14 protein-coding genes are annotated in these 19062 nt (G+C 56.7%); 4 read left to right on the top strand and 10 right to left on the bottom strand.

All coding sequences use genetic code 11. The features are described from left to right. From NVV94_RS12295 to NVV94_RS12280, 4 genes are all read right to left on the bottom strand, one after another. Window positions 1-1665, bottom strand: coding sequence for a hydantoinase B/oxoprolinase family protein (locus NVV94_RS12295; RefSeq protein ID WP_258447396.1), 1665 nt, complete (start codon window positions 1663-1665; stop codon window positions 1-3). Between the two features lie 28 nt (window positions 1666-1693). Then, complete coding sequence (locus NVV94_RS12290) at window positions 1694-3769, bottom strand: hydantoinase/oxoprolinase family protein (protein ID WP_258447395.1); 2076 nt, start codon at window positions 3767-3769, stop codon at window positions 1694-1696. A 171-nt stretch (window positions 3770-3940) separates the two neighbouring features. Further along, a complete protein-coding gene (locus NVV94_RS12285) occupies window positions 3941-4699 on the bottom strand; it encodes an SDR family oxidoreductase (protein ID WP_258447394.1) in 759 nt (252 codons plus the stop codon). Then, window positions 4692-5441, bottom strand: a complete 750-nt coding sequence (locus tag NVV94_RS12280) for an SDR family NAD(P)-dependent oxidoreductase (protein WP_258447393.1) — start codon at window positions 5439-5441, stop codon at window positions 4692-4694. The genes NVV94_RS12285 and NVV94_RS12280 overlap by 8 nt, the downstream gene beginning before the upstream one ends. Before the next feature lie 117 nt (window positions 5442-5558). On the opposite strand from NVV94_RS12280, the gene NVV94_RS12275 reads away from it, so the two are divergent. Beyond that, the gene (locus NVV94_RS12275; RefSeq protein ID WP_258447392.1) at window positions 5559-6197 is read left to right on the top strand and encodes a TetR/AcrR family transcriptional regulator; all 639 of its coding nucleotides are present in this window, start codon (window positions 5559-5561) and stop codon (window positions 6195-6197) included. A gap of 207 nt (window positions 6198-6404) precedes the next feature. Then, window positions 6405-7691 carry an FAD-binding oxidoreductase gene (locus NVV94_RS12270; protein WP_258447391.1) on the top strand — a complete coding sequence of 429 codons (1287 nt, stop codon included), beginning with the start codon at window positions 6405-6407 and terminating at the stop codon, window positions 7689-7691. Window positions 7692-7924: 233 nt separating this feature from the next. Here NVV94_RS12270 and NVV94_RS12265 read toward each other — a convergent pair whose 3' ends face one another. The 3 genes from NVV94_RS12265 to gcvA all read right to left on the bottom strand — a co-directional run bounded on the left by NVV94_RS12265 (window position 7925) and on the right by gcvA (window position 11806). Then, window positions 7925-9325, bottom strand: coding sequence for a VOC family protein (locus tag NVV94_RS12265; RefSeq protein ID WP_258447681.1), 1401 nt, complete (start codon window positions 9323-9325; stop codon window positions 7925-7927). Window positions 9326-9460: 135 nt separating this feature from the next. Then, the gene (locus NVV94_RS12260; protein WP_258447390.1) at window positions 9461-10711 is read right to left on the bottom strand and encodes an aspartate aminotransferase family protein; all 1251 of its coding nucleotides are present in this window, start codon (window positions 10709-10711) and stop codon (window positions 9461-9463) included. A gap of 186 nt (window positions 10712-10897) precedes the next feature. Continuing rightward, window positions 10898-11806: a transcriptional regulator GcvA gene (gene gcvA / locus NVV94_RS12255; protein ID WP_258447389.1), complete on the bottom strand. Its 909-nt coding sequence runs from the start codon at window positions 11804-11806 to the stop codon at window positions 10898-10900. A gap of 147 nt (window positions 11807-11953) precedes the next feature. Between gcvA and NVV94_RS12250 the strand changes: the two genes are divergently transcribed. Continuing rightward, a complete protein-coding gene (locus tag NVV94_RS12250; protein ID WP_258447388.1) occupies window positions 11954-13444 on the top strand; it encodes an aldehyde dehydrogenase family protein in 1491 nt (496 codons plus the stop codon). A gap of 256 nt (window positions 13445-13700) precedes the next feature. Beyond that, on the top strand, window positions 13701-15110 hold the full coding sequence (locus tag NVV94_RS12245; RefSeq protein ID WP_258447387.1) for an amino acid permease: 1410 nt from the start codon (window positions 13701-13703) through the stop codon (window positions 15108-15110). A 97-nt stretch (window positions 15111-15207) separates the two neighbouring features. Here NVV94_RS12245 and NVV94_RS12240 read toward each other — a convergent pair whose 3' ends face one another. The 3 genes from NVV94_RS12240 to NVV94_RS12230 all read right to left on the bottom strand — a co-directional run bounded on the left by NVV94_RS12240 (window position 15208) and on the right by NVV94_RS12230 (window position 19014). Beyond that, window positions 15208-16053, bottom strand: a complete 846-nt coding sequence (locus NVV94_RS12240) for a hypothetical protein (protein WP_258447386.1) — start codon at window positions 16051-16053, stop codon at window positions 15208-15210. A gap of 103 nt (window positions 16054-16156) precedes the next feature. After that, a complete protein-coding gene (locus tag NVV94_RS12235) occupies window positions 16157-17662 on the bottom strand; it encodes a CoA-acylating methylmalonate-semialdehyde dehydrogenase (protein WP_258447680.1) in 1506 nt (501 codons plus the stop codon). A 125-nt stretch (window positions 17663-17787) separates the two neighbouring features. After that, window positions 17788-19014 (bottom strand): MFS transporter, encoded by a 1227-nt coding sequence (locus NVV94_RS12230; RefSeq protein WP_258447385.1) that lies wholly within the window; start codon window positions 19012-19014, stop codon window positions 17788-17790. Window positions 19015-19062 lie beyond the last annotated feature (48 nt).

The following is a 19062-nucleotide window of genomic DNA, read 5'->3' as shown; positions in this document are numbered from 1 at the left end:
TTAGCTCCCCTGCTCTGGCTCGTAGCCATAATCGTTGCGTGCCTGCTCGGCGCTGATGTAACCGAAGCGCAGGTCTCTGGCCACATCCTCACGAGTGCGCTGACCCGGGTCACCATAACCGCCGCCACCGGGCAGCCTGAGCACCAGACGGCGATCGGCAGGAACGAACTGTTGGCCCTTACCACGCAGCAACGTTCCGTCATCGAGCCCCACATACCCCTGGGCGCCTTCCTTGCCGCCCTCAAGGCCCCGCGCCGGATACTGGATGCGGTCGAACATGGCGCTGAAACGGAAGGAATAGCCCTTGGCGGCCGACACTTCGATTTCCTGCCCCAGACCGCCACGCAACAGGCCGGCACCACCGGAGCCTTCACGCAGTTCCTTGCGCCAGACAATCACCGGGCCTGCGTGCTCGGTCGCTTCCACCGGCATGGTGTGTACGCCGCTGGGGAACGCCGTCGCACTCAAACCATCCTTGGCCGCCCGCGCGCCCATGCCACCACTGTTGAACATCAACATCTCGGCGTTACGCCCCTCTGGATTACTCTCCAGTGGGCGCACGCTCAGGTGCAGGTTCCACAGAGCGCTCGCACCTTCGGCAGGAACTTGTCCCGGGAGGCATTTGTGCAGTGCACCGAGGACCAGATCCGGAACGAAGTGCCCCAGAACATGGCGCACCGAAACCGGAGCCGGATGCTTGGCGTTGAGGATGCAGCCTTCAGGTGCGGTGACCTCGAAGGGCGCCAGTGAGGCCGAGTTGTTCGGGATTTCCGGCGCAACGATGCACTTGAGGCCATAGCAGGCATAAGCCTTGGCGTAGCCCAGGGGCACGTTGATACCGAACTGGCTCATGCCGGAAGTACCGGTGAAGTCGGTGAGGATGCCATCCAGACCGACTGTCAGCGTCACCGCCAGCGTGACCGGCACATCATAGCCATCGAGCGTCATGCTGTTTTTGTACGTGCCGTGAGGCAGCGACTTGAAGCATTCCAGAGTGGCGCGACGACTGTGTTCGAGGATGAAGCCGCCGATGTGCTCCAGATTGTCGAGGCGAAACTCGTCCAACATGCTCAACAAGCGCTTGTGCCCGGTTTCGTTGCAAGCCGCCAGGGCGTAGAAGTCGCCGACAACCCGATCATTCTCACGCACGTTGTTGCGCAGGATGTTGATGAAGTCCCGGTTGACCTTACCGCGCTCGAACAGCTTCAGAACCGGGATGAACAGCCCTTCTTCATAGACCTCTCGGGCATCGGGGCCGAAGCCGCGTCCACCAATGTCGACCACGTGCGCGGTGCTCGCGAAGTAGCCAATCAACTCACCCTTGTAGAACGACGGCGAGACGATGGTAATGTCGTGCAAATGGCCGGTGCCCTTCCACGGGTCGTTGGTCACATACACATCGCCTTCGAAGATGTTGTCCTGGCCGATGTCGTTGATGAAATGCACCACCGCCTCAGCCATGGTATTGACGTGACCGGGGGTGCCGGTAACCGCCTGGGCCAGCATGTTGCCGGCGCGGTCGAATACGCCTGCAGAGAGGTCGCCCGCCTCGCGCACGCTGGTGGAGAATGCCGTGCGGATCAGGGTCAAGGCCTGTTCTTCCACCACGGAGATCAGGCGATTCCACATCACCTGCATCTGGATATCGATCAATGTTTCGCTCATGGGTAATCGCCTTGTATGCAAGTGAGGCTTAGCGCCGAACAACCAGCAGGCAGCCGTCGGGCTGGACCGTGGCGGTGAACGAGGACGACACGAAAGTCGAGGTCTCGCGCTCTGCGATGATGGCCGGACCGTCGATCCGTGCCCCCGGCTGCAATTCTTCACGCTGATAGATGCCGGCATCGACGAAGCCGCCGCCAACCACATCGAACACCTCACGCCGGGACACTTCGTGGGCACGGTGCGATGCCTTGATCTGCTCTACCGGCTGGACGTCCATCAATGGGGAGCTGGCCTTGACCGACCAACTGACGATTTCGACATCCGGCCCCTCGATCGGGCGCCCGAAAAACATCGTGTAGGCTGCCTCGAACAAAGCCTTGAACTGGACAATGTCGCTCTTGGTGAACGGCTTGAATGGCAGACTCACCGGAATTTCCCAACCCTGACCGACATAGCGCATGAAGGCAGTGCATTCCAACTCTGGTTCACCTTCGGGCATGCCCTGACGGAGGAAGCCGATGGCCTCTGCTTTCATGTCTTCGATCAGCGCATTGACCTGCACCGCGTCGAACCCGGACAGGCGCACGAATGCACTGCGCACGGCCTCGTAACCGAACGGCGCCCGCAGGAAACCAATGGCCGACCCGACACCTGCACCCGCCGGAACCAGAAAACGCGACACTCCCATCTTTTCGCACAGGCGCGCCGCATGCAGCGGGCCGCCACCGCCAAAGGTGATCATGGTGTAATCGGCTATGTCCTTGCCGCTCTCCACTGCATGCACACGGCCGGCGTTGGCCATGTTTTCATCGACCACTTCGCAGATGCCGTAAGCGGCAGTGCGCGCCTCCATGTTCAGCGGTTCGCCAATGACGCGAGCCACGGCCGAAGCGGCATTTTCGGTGACCAGGCGCATGGCGCCGCCAGCGAAATTGTCAGCATCCAGACGCCCAAGCAGCAGGTTGGCATCGGTGATGGTCGGTTCCAGACCACCGCGGCCGTAGCAGGCCGGCCCTGGTTCAGAGGCGGCACTGTGCGGCCCGACGCGAATCTGGCGCATGCTGTCGATACTTGCGATCGAACCACCACCGGCACCGATTTCAACCATCTCCACGACAGGGATGGAAATGGGCATGCCACTGCCCTTTTTGAAGCGATAGGTACGCGCTACTTCGAAGGTCTTGGCGGTTTTAGGCACCTGATTCTCGATCAGGCAGATCTTTGCCGTGGTTCCGCCCATGTCGAACGAAACCACCGAATCCAGGGAATACTTACGCGCAATATCCGCGGCGAAGATGGCGCCACCCGCCGGGCCCGACTCGACCAGACGCACAGGGAATTCAGCAGCGCTCTGCACGGAAATAATGCCGCCACCTGAGTGAATCATGAACACCGGGCAATCGGCACCCGCCTCCTTGAGCGTCACCACCAGGCGATCCAGGTATGACTTGATCAGCGGCTTGACGTAGGCATTGGCGCAGACCGTATTGAAGCGCTCGAACTCGCGCATCTGCGGTGAAACTTCGCTGGAAATCGAGATCAGAACCTTCGGCAGGCGAGCTTGCAACGCATCGCGCAGCAGACGCTCATGGGCACCATTGACGTAGCTGTGGAGCAAGCCGATCGCAACGCTCTCGTAGTTGCCGGCAGCAATGCGCTCAACCAGCACCTCGATCTCGCAACCTTGCGGCGCAATCAGCACCTCACCGTGCACATCCAGCCGCTCACGCAAGGTATAGCGGTGCTCGCGCTCGATCAGCGGCGGCGGCAACGCAATATTGATGTCGTATTGTTCAAATCGATTCTCGGTGCGCATTTCCAGCGTGTCGCGAAAACCTTCGGTCGTAATGAACGCCGTCCTGGCGCCACGCCGTTCGATCAAGGCGTTGGTTGCCAATGTTGTGCCATGGATCAGTTGATCGATGTCGGACAGCTTCAGCCCCGCGGCTTCGACGACACTCCTGACACCGGTGAGAATTGCACGCTCAGGCAATTCATAGTCAGTAAGAATCTTGGTCGAATGCAGTACACCGCCTGCATCCAGCGCGATATCCGTAAAGGTTCCACCTATGTCCACGCCGACCCGGCATGAAGTAGCAGTCATCGTCGTATCCCCTGAAATTCTTGAGCTCATGGCAAGAGGCAATTAAGCCACCTTTAATGTAAGTTATATGTTGTCTTACAGGCAGTCAAGAAGTAACCCCTTGCATTTTGCATCGTTGGTCACTTCATCAAGCGATTGGAGGGCGATGGCGCCAATACCCTCCCCTGAAACCTAGATACCGGTTTTTACCATGCGTGAACCGCCGACCGCTTGTGCCGTGGGGAACACCTCAAGGCGCGTGACATCCACTTGCTGCGGCAGGCGCAAGGCAGCCAGCAGCAGCTGGGCTATATCTTCAGGCATGATTGACTCATAGCCGTCGTAGAGCTCACTCCCAGCGGCCTCCATGCCCATGGCCGTACGGTAGAGCTGTGTCTGTACCCGGCCCGGAGCAATCTCGGTCACTCGCACTCCAGAACCCAGCAGATCGCAGCGCAGCGCGTCGCAAAACAAACTGACGCCCGCCTTGGACGCACCATAGACAGCTGCGCCCGGATGCGGTGCTCGCCCGGCACTGGACCCGAGAAAAAACAGATGACCATGACCGCGCTCGATCATGCCTGGCAACACCTGACGCGTCAGTTGCAGCGGCGCCTTTAGATTGATATCGAACATATTGTCGATTTCAGCCGGATCCATGCCCTGGAATGCAGCCCGCGTAGATAGAATACCGGCGTTGTTCACCAGCACATCCACCGGATATTGGCGCAGGATTTCAGCGAAAGCTTCGGTCTGACGCACATCTGCTTGCAGCGCAATAACACCCTTCTCCGCCTGCAGAGCATCCAGGGCTTCGCGACTGCGGCCCACGGCGATTACCTGCAACCCTGCATCGCGCAAAGCCATGACGATAGCCTTGCCGATGCCACTGGTAGCGCCGGTTACCAGCGCGCAACGATACCCGGCCGGAATCGAAGTGGAATCAGGCATAGATATAGCCTCCGCTGACAATCACGTTCTCGCCGGTGGCATAGCTGTTGCGGCTACTGCCCATCATCACGATCCACTCGGCGATTTCTGCCGGCTCCGCTGCACGCCCCAAAGGGTTCGCTGCGGCCAGCTCGCCGAGAAAGCCCAGTTGCTTGGCACGCTCGGTGGCAAAACCGGCCGGCGCGACCGAATTGACCAGAATTTGATCCTTGGCACAGGCCTGAGCGAAGGATTTGGTCAGACTCACTACCGCAGCCTTGGTAGCCGCGTAGTGCGCGTTTTGCGGGTGGGCCTTGAAGGCATCCACGGAGGTGACATTGACAATACGGCCGGTCACCGCAGGTGCGGCGACGAATGCCTGCATGTGCCGCACGGCAGCGACCATCATATGGTAGGTCCCCTTGATGTTGACTGCATTTTCGAGATCCCATTCTTCGTCGGTGATCTCGAGAATATCCTTGCGCGGATAAATTGCCGCACTATTGACCAGGCAGTCCACTCGACCGAATGCGTCGACGATTTTCTGAAACGCACCGTGGGCGCTTGCCTGCCGAGAAATATCACCCACAGCCGTGGCGATCTCGCAGCCATCAGCGCGCAATATCGCCGCCGCTTCGACCATCAGCTGCTCATTGCGATCAATGATCCCGATTTTTCGGGCCCCACGCTTCTGCATCAACTTGGCCGTTTCCAACCCCAATCCCGAAGCACCGCCTACGATTACGACCGCCTGACCTTCCATAAACACCTCCGCGATTTAGTCTTTACGTAAGATGCCTGTTGTCTTACATTTGGTCAAACCCAATTTGCACGGTAACGGCTCGGCAAATGGCTCGATCAAAGAACACAGGACTCCTTCATGCCTGCGGCCCGCGCTTCATCCAGCCCAACATCCAGCGCCCGTGACCGCCTTCTTGATGCCGCGACCGAGCTCTTTGCAACCCGGGGCTACCAGGCAATTGGCTTGCGCGACCTGGCGGGCTATGTGGGACTGCACGCCGGATCGCTCTATCACCACATCGAAAACAAACAGTGCCTGTTGTTCGAGCTTATAGAGTCAGCCCTATCGGACCTGTTGATCGAAACCAAGCGCCGGATGAAAGGCGCCAAAACCAACGCTGACCGCTTGCGTCGTTTTGTTCATGCGTTCGTTGCCTTCCAACTGACCGAAAAGCATCGGCTGGCGCTGGTTGCCCGCGAATTCGTGAACCTCAGCGAAGAACACAAGCACCAGGCCAACCAACTGAAAGATGCCTACGCCGCTCTACTAAGCGCAATTATCGCCACTGACCATGGGGAGCAAGGCCGATTGGACGGTCAGATTTGCCTGATTACCAATGCGGTCATTGGAATGCTCTACGGGCAGTCTTTATGGAACAACGTTGAGGTGTCCGAACAGCGCCTGACAGAGGCACTGACAAGCTTTGTCATTGGCATTGTTGCGAGCAGCAAAACCACTACCGACCTGTCCTGCGGGATTTTTACGCAGCCTTCATGAAGTAACAAACGACAAAACGTCGCCTCTTCATTCGCTTCTGGAATGACCTGCAGACAAGGGCACATCGTCAGGGTTATGCCTAAATAGAATGATATTCAGAGGAAACGTCGTTTGGCCAAACCAAGGAATCGGATCAAGAATGACGCAGGTCATTATTTAAAATTATGTATCCGGTTGAATTGGCAATGCCGACGGTATGAGGTCGAAATGGATCAGCTGCGTGAACAATGTTTGTGGGAACATGTCACAACTCGTCAGGTTTCCCCGATTACGCTCAATGGTACGGTTAACGTGGACGTGTGCGTTATCGGGGGAGGTATCACTGGCCTTTCCGCTGCCCTGCACCTTCTGGAGCAAGGGATGTCCGTGGCTTTGATTGAGGCTGCAGCAATTGGTACAGGCGGTTCGGGCCGTAATGTCGGACTGGTAAACGCAGGTAGCTGGATCCCGCCTGATGATGCGGAGAAAACCCTGGGGGCCGGGATCGGAGAGAGATTCAATACGGTCATGGGCCGCGCTCCGGCGACTGTCTTTGCGCTGATCAACAAATACGGTATCGACTGCCAGGCCCGCAACGACGGTACTCTCCACATGGCCCACAACGCCGCGGGCGCAAGGGATATCGAATCTCGACATGACCAGTGGAAGCGTCGTGGCGCTGATGTTGAACTACTGACCGGGGCGAAGTGCCGTGATTATTGCGGTACCGACAAGATTCCTACAGCACTGCTCGATCGCCGCGCCGGGACCATCAATCCCATGGCCTATACCGTCGGGCTTGCGCAAGCCGTCATCAACTCCGGCGGTCAGATTTTCCAGCAATCGCCCGTTCAAACTGTCCAGCGCAATGGCGCTGGCTGGGCCGTTGCTACTGCCGGCGGATCAGTCGTGGCCGAGAAGGTCGTGGTTTCCACTGGTGCATATACCGAAGGTGAATGGGCCGGCATCAAACAGAACTACTTCAAAGGCTATTACTACAACGTCGCTTCGGCCCCCCTGACCTCGGATGCTGCCAATGAGATTTTGAAGTATGGCCAGGGCTCGTGGGATACACGCCTGGTGTTGAGCAGCATTCGTCGCGACGACCAAGGTCGCCTCATCCTGGGAAGCATGGGCAAGATGAGCAACAAGCCTGACTGGTTCATCCGTAGCTGGGCGGATCGAATCCAGGGCCACTACTTCCCACAGCTGGGCAAGGTTGAATGGCAGATGCACTGGACAGGTTGCATCGATTTCACCCCGGATCACCTGGTCAAGTTGTTTGAGCCCGCTCCGGGAATTATCGCTGCGAACGGCTACAACGGCCGGGGCAACACTACTGGCACTGTCATGGGGAAGGCGTTCGCCGATTTTCTGGCGAAAGGTGATACGCGCGCGCTGCCTGTTCCCTTTGCGCCCACAGCGGAGCTGAAAACCGCCGGTGTACGCGCGCTGGCCTATGAAACAGGCTTCAACCTTTACCATGCAGGGCAGTGCCTGCGAGTCATTCTGTAGCCTCTGGCGCGCGCTGATCGAATCCGGCACAGGGATGCGGAGCACCGTCGATTATTACCCTCTTGGGCCGTTTTACGGCCCTTTTTTATGGTTTCCAGGACGGTCCGGCGCAAACTCCCCGGCGCCAAGGCTAAAGGGCTTGAGGGTAAATTCGCGAACGTGTGGGAACTGAGGGGCAGCCGGCAAGCGGCAGGACACTACCCATGGAGGCCCATGGGTAGTGGAGGCTGGCATCACGCCAGAGATGGAATGCGCAGTATGTTCGAGCAATCGAGCAACGAACGGTGTTGGGTATCGGCGTACAGCTTCAATTCGTTGATCGTCTCGCGGCCGAGTGCCGTGTGAAAATCTTCCTGGTTCGAGCTGATTGCATAGTGGGACTGGGAGTCGTCACCGAGGTTTGACTGGAAGATCCCGGCAGCGCTGACCGGCAGAAAGTCCTCATAAACAAGGGGCTCAAAGCTCACCTGGCCAGTATGAATGAGTTGTTCAAGGCCCTCGAGCAGGCGTTCACTGTTGCGTGCAGCGACACCCGTTCGGCTTGGGAAATACTTGAAATAAGCCAAACCTTTTATGCGCATTTCCTCGTAACTGTCAGGGAATGCCTTGAAGGTTTTCTCAAGAATTTCAACATACCGCGCAGCGTTGGATTCGTTTGGAAACTCGCCCAACTCGCTTCGAGCAGCATTCAAAAGCTCATCATAAAGCTCGCGGCCCTTGGGCGTGAGCGCCGCGCCACGTTGCTCGATTTCACCAAAGCGCGCCGAATGGCTGCCGGATTCGTTGGCAGGCTGGCCGAGGAAGGTGATCTTTTCATCCAGGGCCTTGAAGCTGGTCTGGCGCAGGAGAATCGGGCACTCACGGCGCGGGGGCCCTTCGACCACTGCTTTGGGGGTAATACCCTTCCTGGGCATTGCGGCTTGAACGATATCAATGTCGAGGGTGCGGGGAGTCAGGTGATTAATGTGAGGCCCCTTGAACGCAACCACATCTGCGATCAATCGGTGCTGCGCATTAAGTTGCTTGTATTCATCCAGGGTGACCGTCGCAGTGTTGTGCCAACGGAAGGTTTCCAGTGCTTGTTGGACGAACTCATCGGCGTCGGCAGCGCTCAGCCCACCTTCACGCTCAGACTGTTCGATAAGCTCGATGACGCGAGAGGTAAAAATGTTTCGTTTTGCCAGGACCGAACTGGCAAAGGTACGAAGCTCCTCGTTCTCGATCAGCTCCAGACGCAATAGCGAGGTAAACACACGGAATGGGCTGACCTGCAGGGATGCCTCGTGAACGGCCCGGAATGCCGTGGAGTGAACTGGAACGCCCGCGGGCGTCAAATCATAATAACCCACCGGCTCCATGCCCATCACTGCGAACAAGCGGCTCAGGGTGGCCAATTCAGTGGCGGTACCGACACGAATGGCGCCATGTCGCTCCATTTCGAGTCGCTGCAGCTCATCCGTGCTCTTCAGGCTTTCCGCGATCTTGGGCGAGCTGGTCATGACAATGTCGTTCGTCTCCGATACCAACTCCATCAATGTCCCATAAAGCGGGACTTCAGCTTTATACATGTCCGACATGGCACGGGAAAAACTAGCCCGGATTTCGTCACGGTTCGCGAAACTTGCAGCGTTCATTCCGAATATTCTCCACAGCAACTGATTGGCTGATTCGCACAATGGCGAGATTTGAAATAAATTTTGCTCGGCACTCGGCATGGCTCGGTAAAGCTCCGTGAGCTCTACTGGAGCAGCAATCCGGGCGATCATGGCTTAACGAATTCCAGCGAGGCAGCTTTCGAGGATATCGAGGCCTTCGTTTAATACTTCGGGTTCAGTCGTCAGTGGTGCAAGCAATCGAATGATGTGACGTGCCTTGCCGCTTGGCATGAGCAGCAGCCCCGCCTTTCTGGCCAATACAAGAAGCTCTGCCAGCTGCGCAGTAGCAGGCTCGCCCTGAGGCGTAACCAGTTCAAACCCACGCATTGCGCCTATGCCGGTCATCCGCCCAAGGTAGGGAGATACCTTCTTGGCCTGCCATGAGCGGTAGCGACCGACAATGGCTTTTTCCTGCATTTCACCCCAGGTCGACAGATTCTCGTCAGTCATCTGCGCCAGAGTGGCGAGGCCGGCAGCACAAGCAATGGGGTTACCTGAATAGGTGCCGCCAAGGCCTCCCTTAGGCAAGGTATCCATCAGCATTTTTCGACCGACAACGGCCCCCAGGGGTATACCGCCGGCGATACTTTTGCCCAACAGGAGCAAGTCAGGCTCTATACCCAGTCGAGAGAAAGCAAAGCGCTGACCTGTGCGTCCAAAGCCCGACTGAATTTCGTCAATGACGATCAGAATTCCCTTTTCATCGCAAAGTCTTCGAAGTGCCTGAGCGAATTCCGGCTCCATGGCCAGGAACCCTCCCTCGCCTTGAACAGGCTCGAAGATGAAGCACGCCACGTCACTCACGTCGATCTCGACGCTGAACAACCGGTCCATTGCCTTTAACGCTTGTTGAGTCGTAACCCCGGTATCTTTACTTGGGTATGGAAGGTGAAATACCGGGCCAGGAAGAACGCCCACACGCTGCTTGTAAGGGGCAACCTTCCCGTTAAGGTTCAGTGTCGCGAGGGTCCGACCGTGAAAACCGCCATCGAATGCGATCACCGCCGTTTTGCCTGTTACGCCCCTGACAATTTTCAGCGCGTTTTCAGCGGCTTCTGCGCCACTGTTGGTGAGCATGCCGCTGAGCGGGTAGCTGACCGGGATGAATTTTTCCAGCTGATCCATGAACCTGACATACGGATCGTGTGGGGCAGCGTTGAAGGCGTAATGCGTGAGTTTGGCGGCCTGATGCTGGATCGCTTCAACGACTCTTTCATTGCAGTGTCCCAGATTCAACACACCAATGCCGCCGACAAAATCGATATACCGCTTACCGTCCAAGTCCCATACCTCGGCATTCTTGCCGTGAGACAAAGTAATAGGATGAACAATGGAAATCGAACTACTGATATTTTCACGACTCATGCTCATACCCCTCCCTGGAAGAAAGAAATGAGATCCGGTTTTTTCACATTTTTCCGGGTATTGGGGCATACATGCAAAGACATTGTAATAGCCTGCTGAGATCGATGTTATTTATATCTAAACGAGGAATGCCGACCCGCCGCAAGCGAAATAAAATCTCAGTGTCATTCCAATAATTCTGGTTGTTTAGTGTTTTCTCCGCTGAGCGCCGTTGACCTGCTTCATGATCCACTCGACGAACGCCTTGACTTTCGGGACCTCCGCGGAATGCTCGGCGTGGGCGATAAAGTGCGCACCTTCGCTTGCCATGGGGTGATCCCAAGGAATGACCAGCTTGCCCTCGGCCAGCTCCTCGGCAACCAGATATCGCGGAATGAGCGCGATGCCGCATCCGGCCTGCGCCGCTCTGATACACATGTAGAACGTGTCGAAGCGCGGGCCGTGATAGCTATTCTGGGAGTGCAGATTTTGCTCCAGAAACCATTCGTGCCAGGCTTCGGGACGAGAGGTGCACTGGAGCAGCATGTGCTCCGTGAGCGCCTCGGCGCTCTCGAAAACGTGTTTGACCATGATGTCAGGCGAGCACACAGGAACGACTTCTTCGGTGAAAAGCTCAATGCAGGTCGCCCCTGGCCAGGTGCCTTGGCCAAAGAAGAACGCTACGTCTGCCTTGGCCCTCAGCAGATCAAACGGCTCGAGTTCGTTTCGTATGTCGAGGTGGATATTGCGGTGCTGACTGCTGAACCCCCTTAAATTGGGGATGAGCCACCGGGCCCCGAACGTCGGCTGGGTTGCGACAGTCAGGACCTCGGTTTCCCCCCCGTAAGTCAATATGTATCGGCTCGAGATATCGACCTGGGTAAGGATCTTGTTGACCTCTGTGAGGTAGAGGGCGCCGGCTGGGGTGAGATGTAAACGTCGACGAACTCGCTGAAAAAGATTGTGGCAAAGCATCTCCTCAAGCTGAGCCACCTGCTTGCTGACAGCGCTCTGCGTCAGGTGCAGCTCCTGCGCTGCTCGGGTGAAGCTGAGGTGGCGGGCCGCGGCTTCAAAGCACTGCAAGGCAGTGGTTGAAGGCATCAAACGCTTGGACATTTGTGTCTACCTGATGGTGAGGTTGCTGCAATTCATTCCAAATCGGAATCATGTGCTTCTAAAACGTCGTTTGTGAGGATGGGGTTTACAGATTAATACTGACCTACATCAACGATTTCAACCAGTATCAGATGTAGGAGATTAAAAATGGTTGCCGACCTGCTTAAACATTTGGGCGTGGCAGAAACTGCATTTACGAACGGAAACTATCCCGTTCACACTCCCATTGATGGCAGCCAAATCGCTTCCGTCACTCTGGAAGGGAAAGAGCAAGTTTTGACGCGCATTGAAAGTGCCCATAGTGCTTTTTTGAAGTGGCGTAGCGTACCTGCACCACGCCGTGGTGAGTTGGTCAGAATCCTCGGCGAAGTGTTGCGCGAGCATAAGGCGCAATTGGGCGAACTGGTTTCCATCGAGGCCGGCAAGATCACCCAGGAAGGTTTGGGTGAAGTTCAGGAAATGATCGACATCTGCGACTTCGCAGTAGGTCTGTCCCGCCAGCTCTATGGTTTGACGATTGCCTCCGAACGCCCGGGTCACCACATGCGTGAAACCTGGCAGCCTTTGGGCGTCGTTGGCGTAATCAGCGCCTTCAACTTCCCTGTTGCCGTATGGGCGTGGAACACGACGCTTGCACTGGTATGCGGTAACGCTGTGCTGTGGAAACCCTCGGAAAAGACCCCGTTGACGGCATTGGCTTGTCAGGCGCTGCTTGAAAAAGCACTGGCCACTTTCGGTGACGCTCCAGAGGGTATCGCTCAGTTGATCATCGGTGATCGCGATGCTGGTGAAGCGCTCGTCGATGATTCGCGCGTACCACTGATCAGTGCTACAGGCAGCACTCGCATGGGTCGCGAAGTAGGTCCACGCGTTGCTTCGCGTTTTGGCCGCAGCATCCTCGAGCTGGGAGGCAACAACGCCATGATCCTGACGCCAAGCGCTGACCTGGACCTGGCTGTTCGTGGCATTCTGTTTTCCGCAGTCGGTACTGCTGGTCAGCGTTGCACCACCCTGCGTCGTCTGATTGTTCACCGTTCGGTAAAAGACGAAGTTGTCGCACGGGTCAAGGCAGCTTATGCCAAGGTCCGAATCGGTGATCCACGCCAGGACAACCTGGTCGGTCCGCTGGTAGACAAACTGGCCTACTGCGCAATGCAGGATGCCTTGACCAAAGCTCGTGATGAGGGTGGTCAGGTTTTCGGCGGTGAGCGTCAGCTGCAAGACAAGTATCCGAACGCCTACTACGTCACACCTGCCATCGTTGAAATGCCAGGTCAAAGCGAAGTCGTGCGACACGAGACATTTGCTCCAATTCTCTACGTGCTGACCTACGACGAGTTCGAGGAAGCACTGCGCCTGAATAATGAAGTACCGCAAGGCCTCTCTTCTTGCATCTTCACCACGGACATCCGTGAAGCTGAAACCTTCCAAAGCGCTTCGGGCAGTGACTGCGGCATCGCCAACGTCAACATTGGTACCAGTGGTGCCGAGATCGGCGGTGCCTTCGGTGGCGAGAAAGAAACCGGTGGCGGTCGTGAGTCTGGTTCTGACTCGTGGAAAGCCTACATGCGTCGTCAAACCAATACCGTGAACTACTCCCGCGAACTGCCGCTGGCTCAGGGCATCGTTTTCGACTGATGACAAACACAACCGGGCTCAACGAACCCGGTTGCAGGCCGGTGCACTTCAAGCCCTATTCCATAAAACAAGAAAAGTTCATTAATTTTTCGCTGCCACCCGAAATCAATGACAAGGAACAAACAATGGCAGCACATAAGCAACTAACAGCCTAACAACTGAGCTAACAATAAAGCTTATTCTAATTCCGTTGCTTTTTTTCCCGGGACCGCTGCCGTATTCGGGTGCAAGGTAACGTGCCGATCGAGGGTAGATCATGGCTTCGCTTCAAAATAACGAGCATCACTCACTCAAGCATGGTTTGACGTCACGTCAGGTCTCGATGATTTCGATTGCAGGAATCATTGGGGCCGGGTTGTTTATAGGGTCCTCCAACGCCATCGCAACAGCAGGGCCGGCAATTCTGATCTCCTATGGCATAGCCGGCCTCCTGGTTCTATTGGTGATGCGAATGCTCGGCGAAATGGCCATCGCCAATCCTGACAGTGGCTCGTTCTCGACCTATGCAGGCAAAGCGATAGGCCCATGGGCCGGGTTCACCATCGGATGGCTTTACTGGTGGTTCTGGGTGCTCATCATTCCCGTCGAGGCCATCGCAGGTGCCGATATTCTTCACGCCTGGATTCCTTCTGTTCCGTCATGGCTGTTTGCGTTTCTGATCATGATCACGCTTTCTTGTACCAACCTGATAAGCGTCAAGAACTTTGGTGAATTTGAATACTGGTTTGCCTTGGTCAAAGTTATCGCGATTCTTGCTTTCATCGTCGTATGCGCACTGGGTGTATCGGGGTACTGGCCGTTGGCTGAAGTGTCTGGCGTTGGCCAGCTTCTCGGTAACGGCGGCTTTATGCCAAATGGCTTTGGCGCCGTTCTTGGCGGCGTACTGGTGACTATTTTCTCGTTCTTCGGTGCGGAAATTGTCACTATCGCGGCAGATGAAACCTCAAATCCAAAAGAAAAGATTCGCAAGGCCACGAACCTCGTCGTCTATCGCATCGCCATTTTCTACATTTTTTCGATTTTCTTCATTGTTTCGCTGGTTGCCTGGAATGACCCGCGTCTGCTGCAGGTTGGCTCCTTCCAGCGAGCGCTGGAAATCCTGAATGTTCCTGGCGCCAAGATGATGGTCGACATCGTGGTTTTGGTTGCTGTGACCAGTTGCATGAATTCAGGGCTGTACACTGCATCTCGCATGCTCTACTCGCTTGGCGCACGTGGTGAAGCACACCCCATCACTCGCCATATTTCCAGCAATGGCGTTCCGACTGTCGCGGTAATTCTCTCCACGCTGGCCGGCTTCGTTGGATGTTTCGTCAACTATGCGTTTCCCGGCAAGGTCTTCAGTTTCCTGTTGTCTACGACTGGAGCGATTGCACTGCTGGTGTATCTGGTGATCGCTGTCTCACAACTGCGTATGCGAGCGATTCTTGAAAAAGAAGGCGAAGTACTTTCCTTCAAAATGTGGTTATTCCCTTGGCTTACCTGGTTTGTCATTGCACTCATCAGTGTCGTGTTGGGCTACATGTTGATCAGCCCTACCTACCGCTATGAAACGCTAATGACCGCAGTGGTCGCCGGCGCGATGTTGTTGATCGGTGTCTCTCGTCGCAAATCACAAATCAGCCTTTATAAGCCGTTACCCGTCGTGCAACCGAAAAATCGATAAGTACACCCGTTTCCTCTTGCGCCTACGATCAGTCGTGGGCGCTTTGCCAGACGATCAAGCCCCGCTTCCATCAAGAAAGCGGGGCATCTTGCTCAACTCAGAAGTGCCACTCCAACTGCACCATCGGTGCCGAGGTTGTGGCCCCAGGCTTGCCATGGGCTCCATATTTATGGCGCCAGTACTCATAACCCAAACCGACCAGCACTTTGTTCTTCCTGTTAAGGGCCAGCTCCCCGACATCCACCATCAAGGCCGTACGAACCTGAGTTTCCTCTGTCGTCTTGACCTTGAAGTAGTCCTCGCCCTTGGCCGTCCGGTAATTGGCGAACCCCTGGAACCGCAAGGGGACCTGGCCCAGCTGAAACGGAATACCCCAGGCGGCATGCACGACATAGTAAGGGTCGAACGCAAGGTTCTCGGTACAGTTCTGCAGCCCGCAATGGTTCCATTCATAGGCGTACAGCAGGCTGAAATCGAGGAAACCGGGTACGTCGAACTTCAAGGTCGGGCCGAAGACCAGCAACTTCTTGCGGGTAGCGAACGCAGTGTTCTTGTAGTTGAGTTCGATACCGCCGCTCATGGCGACCTCTTTCACCGGCCCGAAGGCGAAGGAGCGGTCGAACACCTTGCTCAGGTAGAGTTGGTGGCGATAGACCAGGTAACCCTCGACGGCACCGGAGCTACTGTCCTTCCTTGGATCGTGATGGTCGGACTTGAGAATATCCAGATTGAAGAAGTTCTGCCCAAGGGCATAACCGCTGGCATGGCTGATCTGCACGACGTTTTTCTGGATTTTTTCGTCAACGCCTGGCTCGGTGAAATCCGTGCCATAGCGATAGCCGATGAAGGTGTCGCTCCAGGTCAGCGCGTGTGCACACTGTGCCAGAAACATCAGGCCGAGCGCAGCCAGAACCGCACGTGCGCAGTTTTTCGGGGAGGTCATGGGTAAGGCTCCTAGGGTTCGAGCGCCCGGCTTCTGCGAGGCGGGCGGCATCGAACTTTTTTTGTTGTTGTTTTGAGCAGGAAGCAGTTGTGTCGACAGCTCTTTACTTCATCGTCGGCATTACGAAGTCGGCTCCGCTGCCGATGCCGCTCAGCCAGCGAGAGGTGACGGTTTTGAGCCGAGTGTAGAAACGCACCCCTTCGGGCCCGTGCATGTGGTGATCGCCGAACAGTGAGTTCTTCCAGCCGCCGAAGCTGTGGAACGCCATGGGTACCGGGATGGGCACGTTGATGCCGACCATGCCCACTTGTATTTCGTGAGCGAACATTCGCGCCGAGTCGCCATCGCGGGTGAAGATGGCGGTGCCGTTGCCATATTGATGCGCGTTGATCAGCACCACCGCTTCCTTGTAGCTCTGGACCCGCACCACACCCAGCACGGGCCCGAAGATCTCGTCCTGGTAGATGCGCATGTCAGGCGTGACATGGTCGAACAGGCTGGCGCCGAGATAGAAGCCCTGCTCATAACCGGGCTGCTGCATCTGGAACGTGCGCCCATCCACCACCAACCGAGCGCCCTCTGCCACGCCGAGGTCGACGTACCCTTTGACATTGTCACGATGGGCACGACTGACCAGTGGCCCCATTTGTGCCTCAGGGTCATCGCCCGGGCCGATCTTAAGTGCACTCACCCGTGGCGCCAGTCGCGAGACCAACGCATCGGCGACGGCATCGCCCACCGCCACGGCAATCGAAATGGCCATGCAGCGTTCTCCGGCTGCGCCGTAAGCCGCCCCCATCAATGCATCGGCGGCCTTGTCCAGATCCGCATCCGGCATGATCACCATATGATTCTTGGCGCCGCCCAGGGCCTGGACCCGCTTGCCGTTGGCGGCACCCTTGGCATAGATGGAACGGGCAATGGGAGTAGAGCCAACGAAGCTGACCGCCTGGATGTCCGGATGTTCCACTATGGCATCGACGGCCTCCTTGTCGCCGTGGACCACGTTGAATACACCTGCGGGCAGGCCTGCCTGCTGCAGCAGTTTGGCCAGGAAAATTGCCGCCGAGGGATCGCGTTCAGAGGGTTTGAGAACGAAGGTGTTGCCACAGACCAACGCCACCGGAAACATCCACAGTGCGACCATCGCCGGGAAATTGAACGGCGTTATGCCAGCCACCACCCCCAATGGCTGGCGCAGTGAGTGGGAGTCGATGCTGCTGCCGATATTCTCGCTCACTTCACCTTTGAGCAGGTGCGGCCCACCACAGGCGAACTCGACCACCTCGATGCCACGGGTAACTTCTCCCAGCGCATCGGAATGGGTTTTGCCATGCTCCGCGCTAATCAATGTTGCCAGCTCAGCGGCGTTGCGCTCGAGCAAATCCTTGAACGTGCTCAATACCCGCGCCCGACGCAGCGGTGTCATGCCCGACCAGCCCGGGAAGGCTTCCCGCGCTGCCGATACTGCCTCGTGGAGCTCGGTGCCAGTGGCCAGGGGAACCCTGGCCGTGACCCTGCCGGTAGCCGGATCGTAAACATCGGAATACCGCTCACTCAAACCGTCGACAAGTTCGCCATTGATAAAATGCTGCAACCGAGTAGCCATCATTAAACGCTCCGCATAGGCAGGCCATGGCCCGGTACTTGAAGTACCCGACACAAGGACTGTGATTTTTGATTTACTAAGAGTTGGAATTACGAACGCACAGGTATTTCAGAAAAGCCGCCGCGTCAGCCAGGCAAAAGTTCGCTGGCCTTTGCACTGACACTGGTCCCTTCAGTACTCGGCATGAAGAGCATGGTGATCGTGGCCAGGGCGAAAAACCCCGCGCAGACCAATAGCCCGAGTGCGAGGCTGTAATGGGCGGCAATCCCACTCAAGAGCAGAGGCGCGAAGGCAGCGAGACCGCGACCGAAGTTGAAGCAGAAACCCGCGCCCAGCGTACGAACCCGAGTCGGGTACAGCGCGCTGAAATAGGACGCGAACAAACTGGCGAAGGCGTAGAAGAAGGCATAGACCGGCCCCAGCCAGAACAGGATTCGATTCTGCTCGGTGACGGAGTAGATCGACAACATGATGGCGCAGCCCAAGAGCGACAGCAGCGTGGCGTTCTTCTTGCCGATCCAGTCGGCGATCAGGCCGAAGGCATTGATGCCGATGAAGGCCCCCACGTTCAGTATCGCGATAAAGCTGGCCATCATGCCGATGTTCAGCCCTCGCTCCTGGACCAGATAGGTCGGCAGCCAGGTACTGGCCCCCCAAAAGCCAATCACCGCACAACTGGCCGCCAGGGTGCCCAACAAGGTGAGACGGCGCAGTTCAGGCGCGAAGATTTCTCCGATCGAAACGTTGCTGCCCACGCCGGAGTTTGTCCGCGACAGGGCTTTTTGCGCTTTCCACTCTTGGGATTCGGGCACGAACAGCAGGATATATACGACAGGAATCAGTGTTGAGACGCCTGCCACCAGAAACAGCATTTCCCAATCAGGCAAGAATGCACCTGCCGCCAATGCCGCGATACTGGCGCCGACCGGGAAGGAACTCAGCACAAAGCCGATTGCCCGTGCCCGCTGATGGGGCGGCCAGGTTTCCGTTACATAAGCCGAGACAATCCCCCAGACACCGCCCAGTCCCAGGCCCGAGAGAAATCTCAGCACCAGCAGCAACGCCCAACTGTGGGCGACCGCCACCAGAGTCGTCAGTGCGCCGAAGATCAATAACGAAATCAGCAAGGCATTACGCCGGCCGAAATTGTCCGAGTACCAACCGGTGGTAATACTGCTGAAGCCAATGCCCAACAATGTTGCCGAGGCCAGCATTCCCGCTTCATTGAAACTCAAGCCCAAGTCCTGGCGAATAACCGGTAGTGCAAGGGTCAAGAGTATTATTTCCATGGCGTCGAACAAATAAGCGAGGAATCCGCCCACGAGCACATGCCATTTCGAGATGGTTTTCATCGATGTTTTCCTTGTTGTTATTGTTTTGCCCGTACGATTCGAAGGCGA

Source organism: Pseudomonas sp. LS1212, assembly GCF_024741815.1.
Lineage (GTDB): Bacteria > Pseudomonadota > Gammaproteobacteria > Pseudomonadales > Pseudomonadaceae > Aquipseudomonas.
This window is presented reverse-complemented; position numbering and strand designations above follow the sequence as displayed.

Bases quoted from the DNA above. Each gene is read 5' to 3' on its own strand.
- NVV94_RS12295 (WP_258447396.1), bottom strand. From the start codon at position 1,665: ATGAGCGAAACATTGATCGATATCCAGATGCAGGTGATGTGGAATCGC.
- NVV94_RS12290 (WP_258447395.1), bottom strand. From the start codon at position 3,769: ATGACTGCTACTTCATGCCGGGTCGGCGTGGACATAGGTGGAACCTTT.
- NVV94_RS12285 (WP_258447394.1), bottom strand. From the start codon at position 4,699: ATGCCTGATTCCACTTCGATTCCGGCCGGGTATCGTTGCGCGCTGGTA.
- NVV94_RS12280 (WP_258447393.1), bottom strand. From the start codon at position 5,441: ATGGAAGGTCAGGCGGTCGTAATCGTAGGCGGTGCTTCGGGATTGGGG.
- NVV94_RS12275 (WP_258447392.1), top strand. From the start codon at position 5,559: ATGCCTGCGGCCCGCGCTTCATCCAGCCCAACATCCAGCGCCCGTGAC.
- NVV94_RS12270 (WP_258447391.1), top strand. From the start codon at position 6,405: ATGGATCAGCTGCGTGAACAATGTTTGTGGGAACATGTCACAACTCGT.
- NVV94_RS12265 (WP_258447681.1), bottom strand. From the start codon at position 9,325: ATGAACGCTGCAAGTTTCGCGAACCGTGACGAAATCCGGGCTAGTTTT.
- NVV94_RS12260 (WP_258447390.1), bottom strand. From the start codon at position 10,711: ATGAGTCGTGAAAATATCAGTAGTTCGATTTCCATTGTTCATCCTATT.
- gcvA (WP_258447389.1), bottom strand. From the start codon at position 11,806: ATGTCCAAGCGTTTGATGCCTTCAACCACTGCCTTGCAGTGCTTTGAA.
- NVV94_RS12250 (WP_258447388.1), top strand. From the start codon at position 11,954: ATGGTTGCCGACCTGCTTAAACATTTGGGCGTGGCAGAAACTGCATTT.
- NVV94_RS12245 (WP_258447387.1), top strand. From the start codon at position 13,701: ATGGCTTCGCTTCAAAATAACGAGCATCACTCACTCAAGCATGGTTTG.
- NVV94_RS12240 (WP_258447386.1), bottom strand. From the start codon at position 16,053: ATGACCTCCCCGAAAAACTGCGCACGTGCGGTTCTGGCTGCGCTCGGC.
- NVV94_RS12235 (WP_258447680.1), bottom strand. From the start codon at position 17,662: ATGGCTACTCGGTTGCAGCATTTTATCAATGGCGAACTTGTCGACGGT.
- NVV94_RS12230 (WP_258447385.1), bottom strand. From the start codon at position 19,014: ATGAAAACCATCTCGAAATGGCATGTGCTCGTGGGCGGATTCCTCGCT.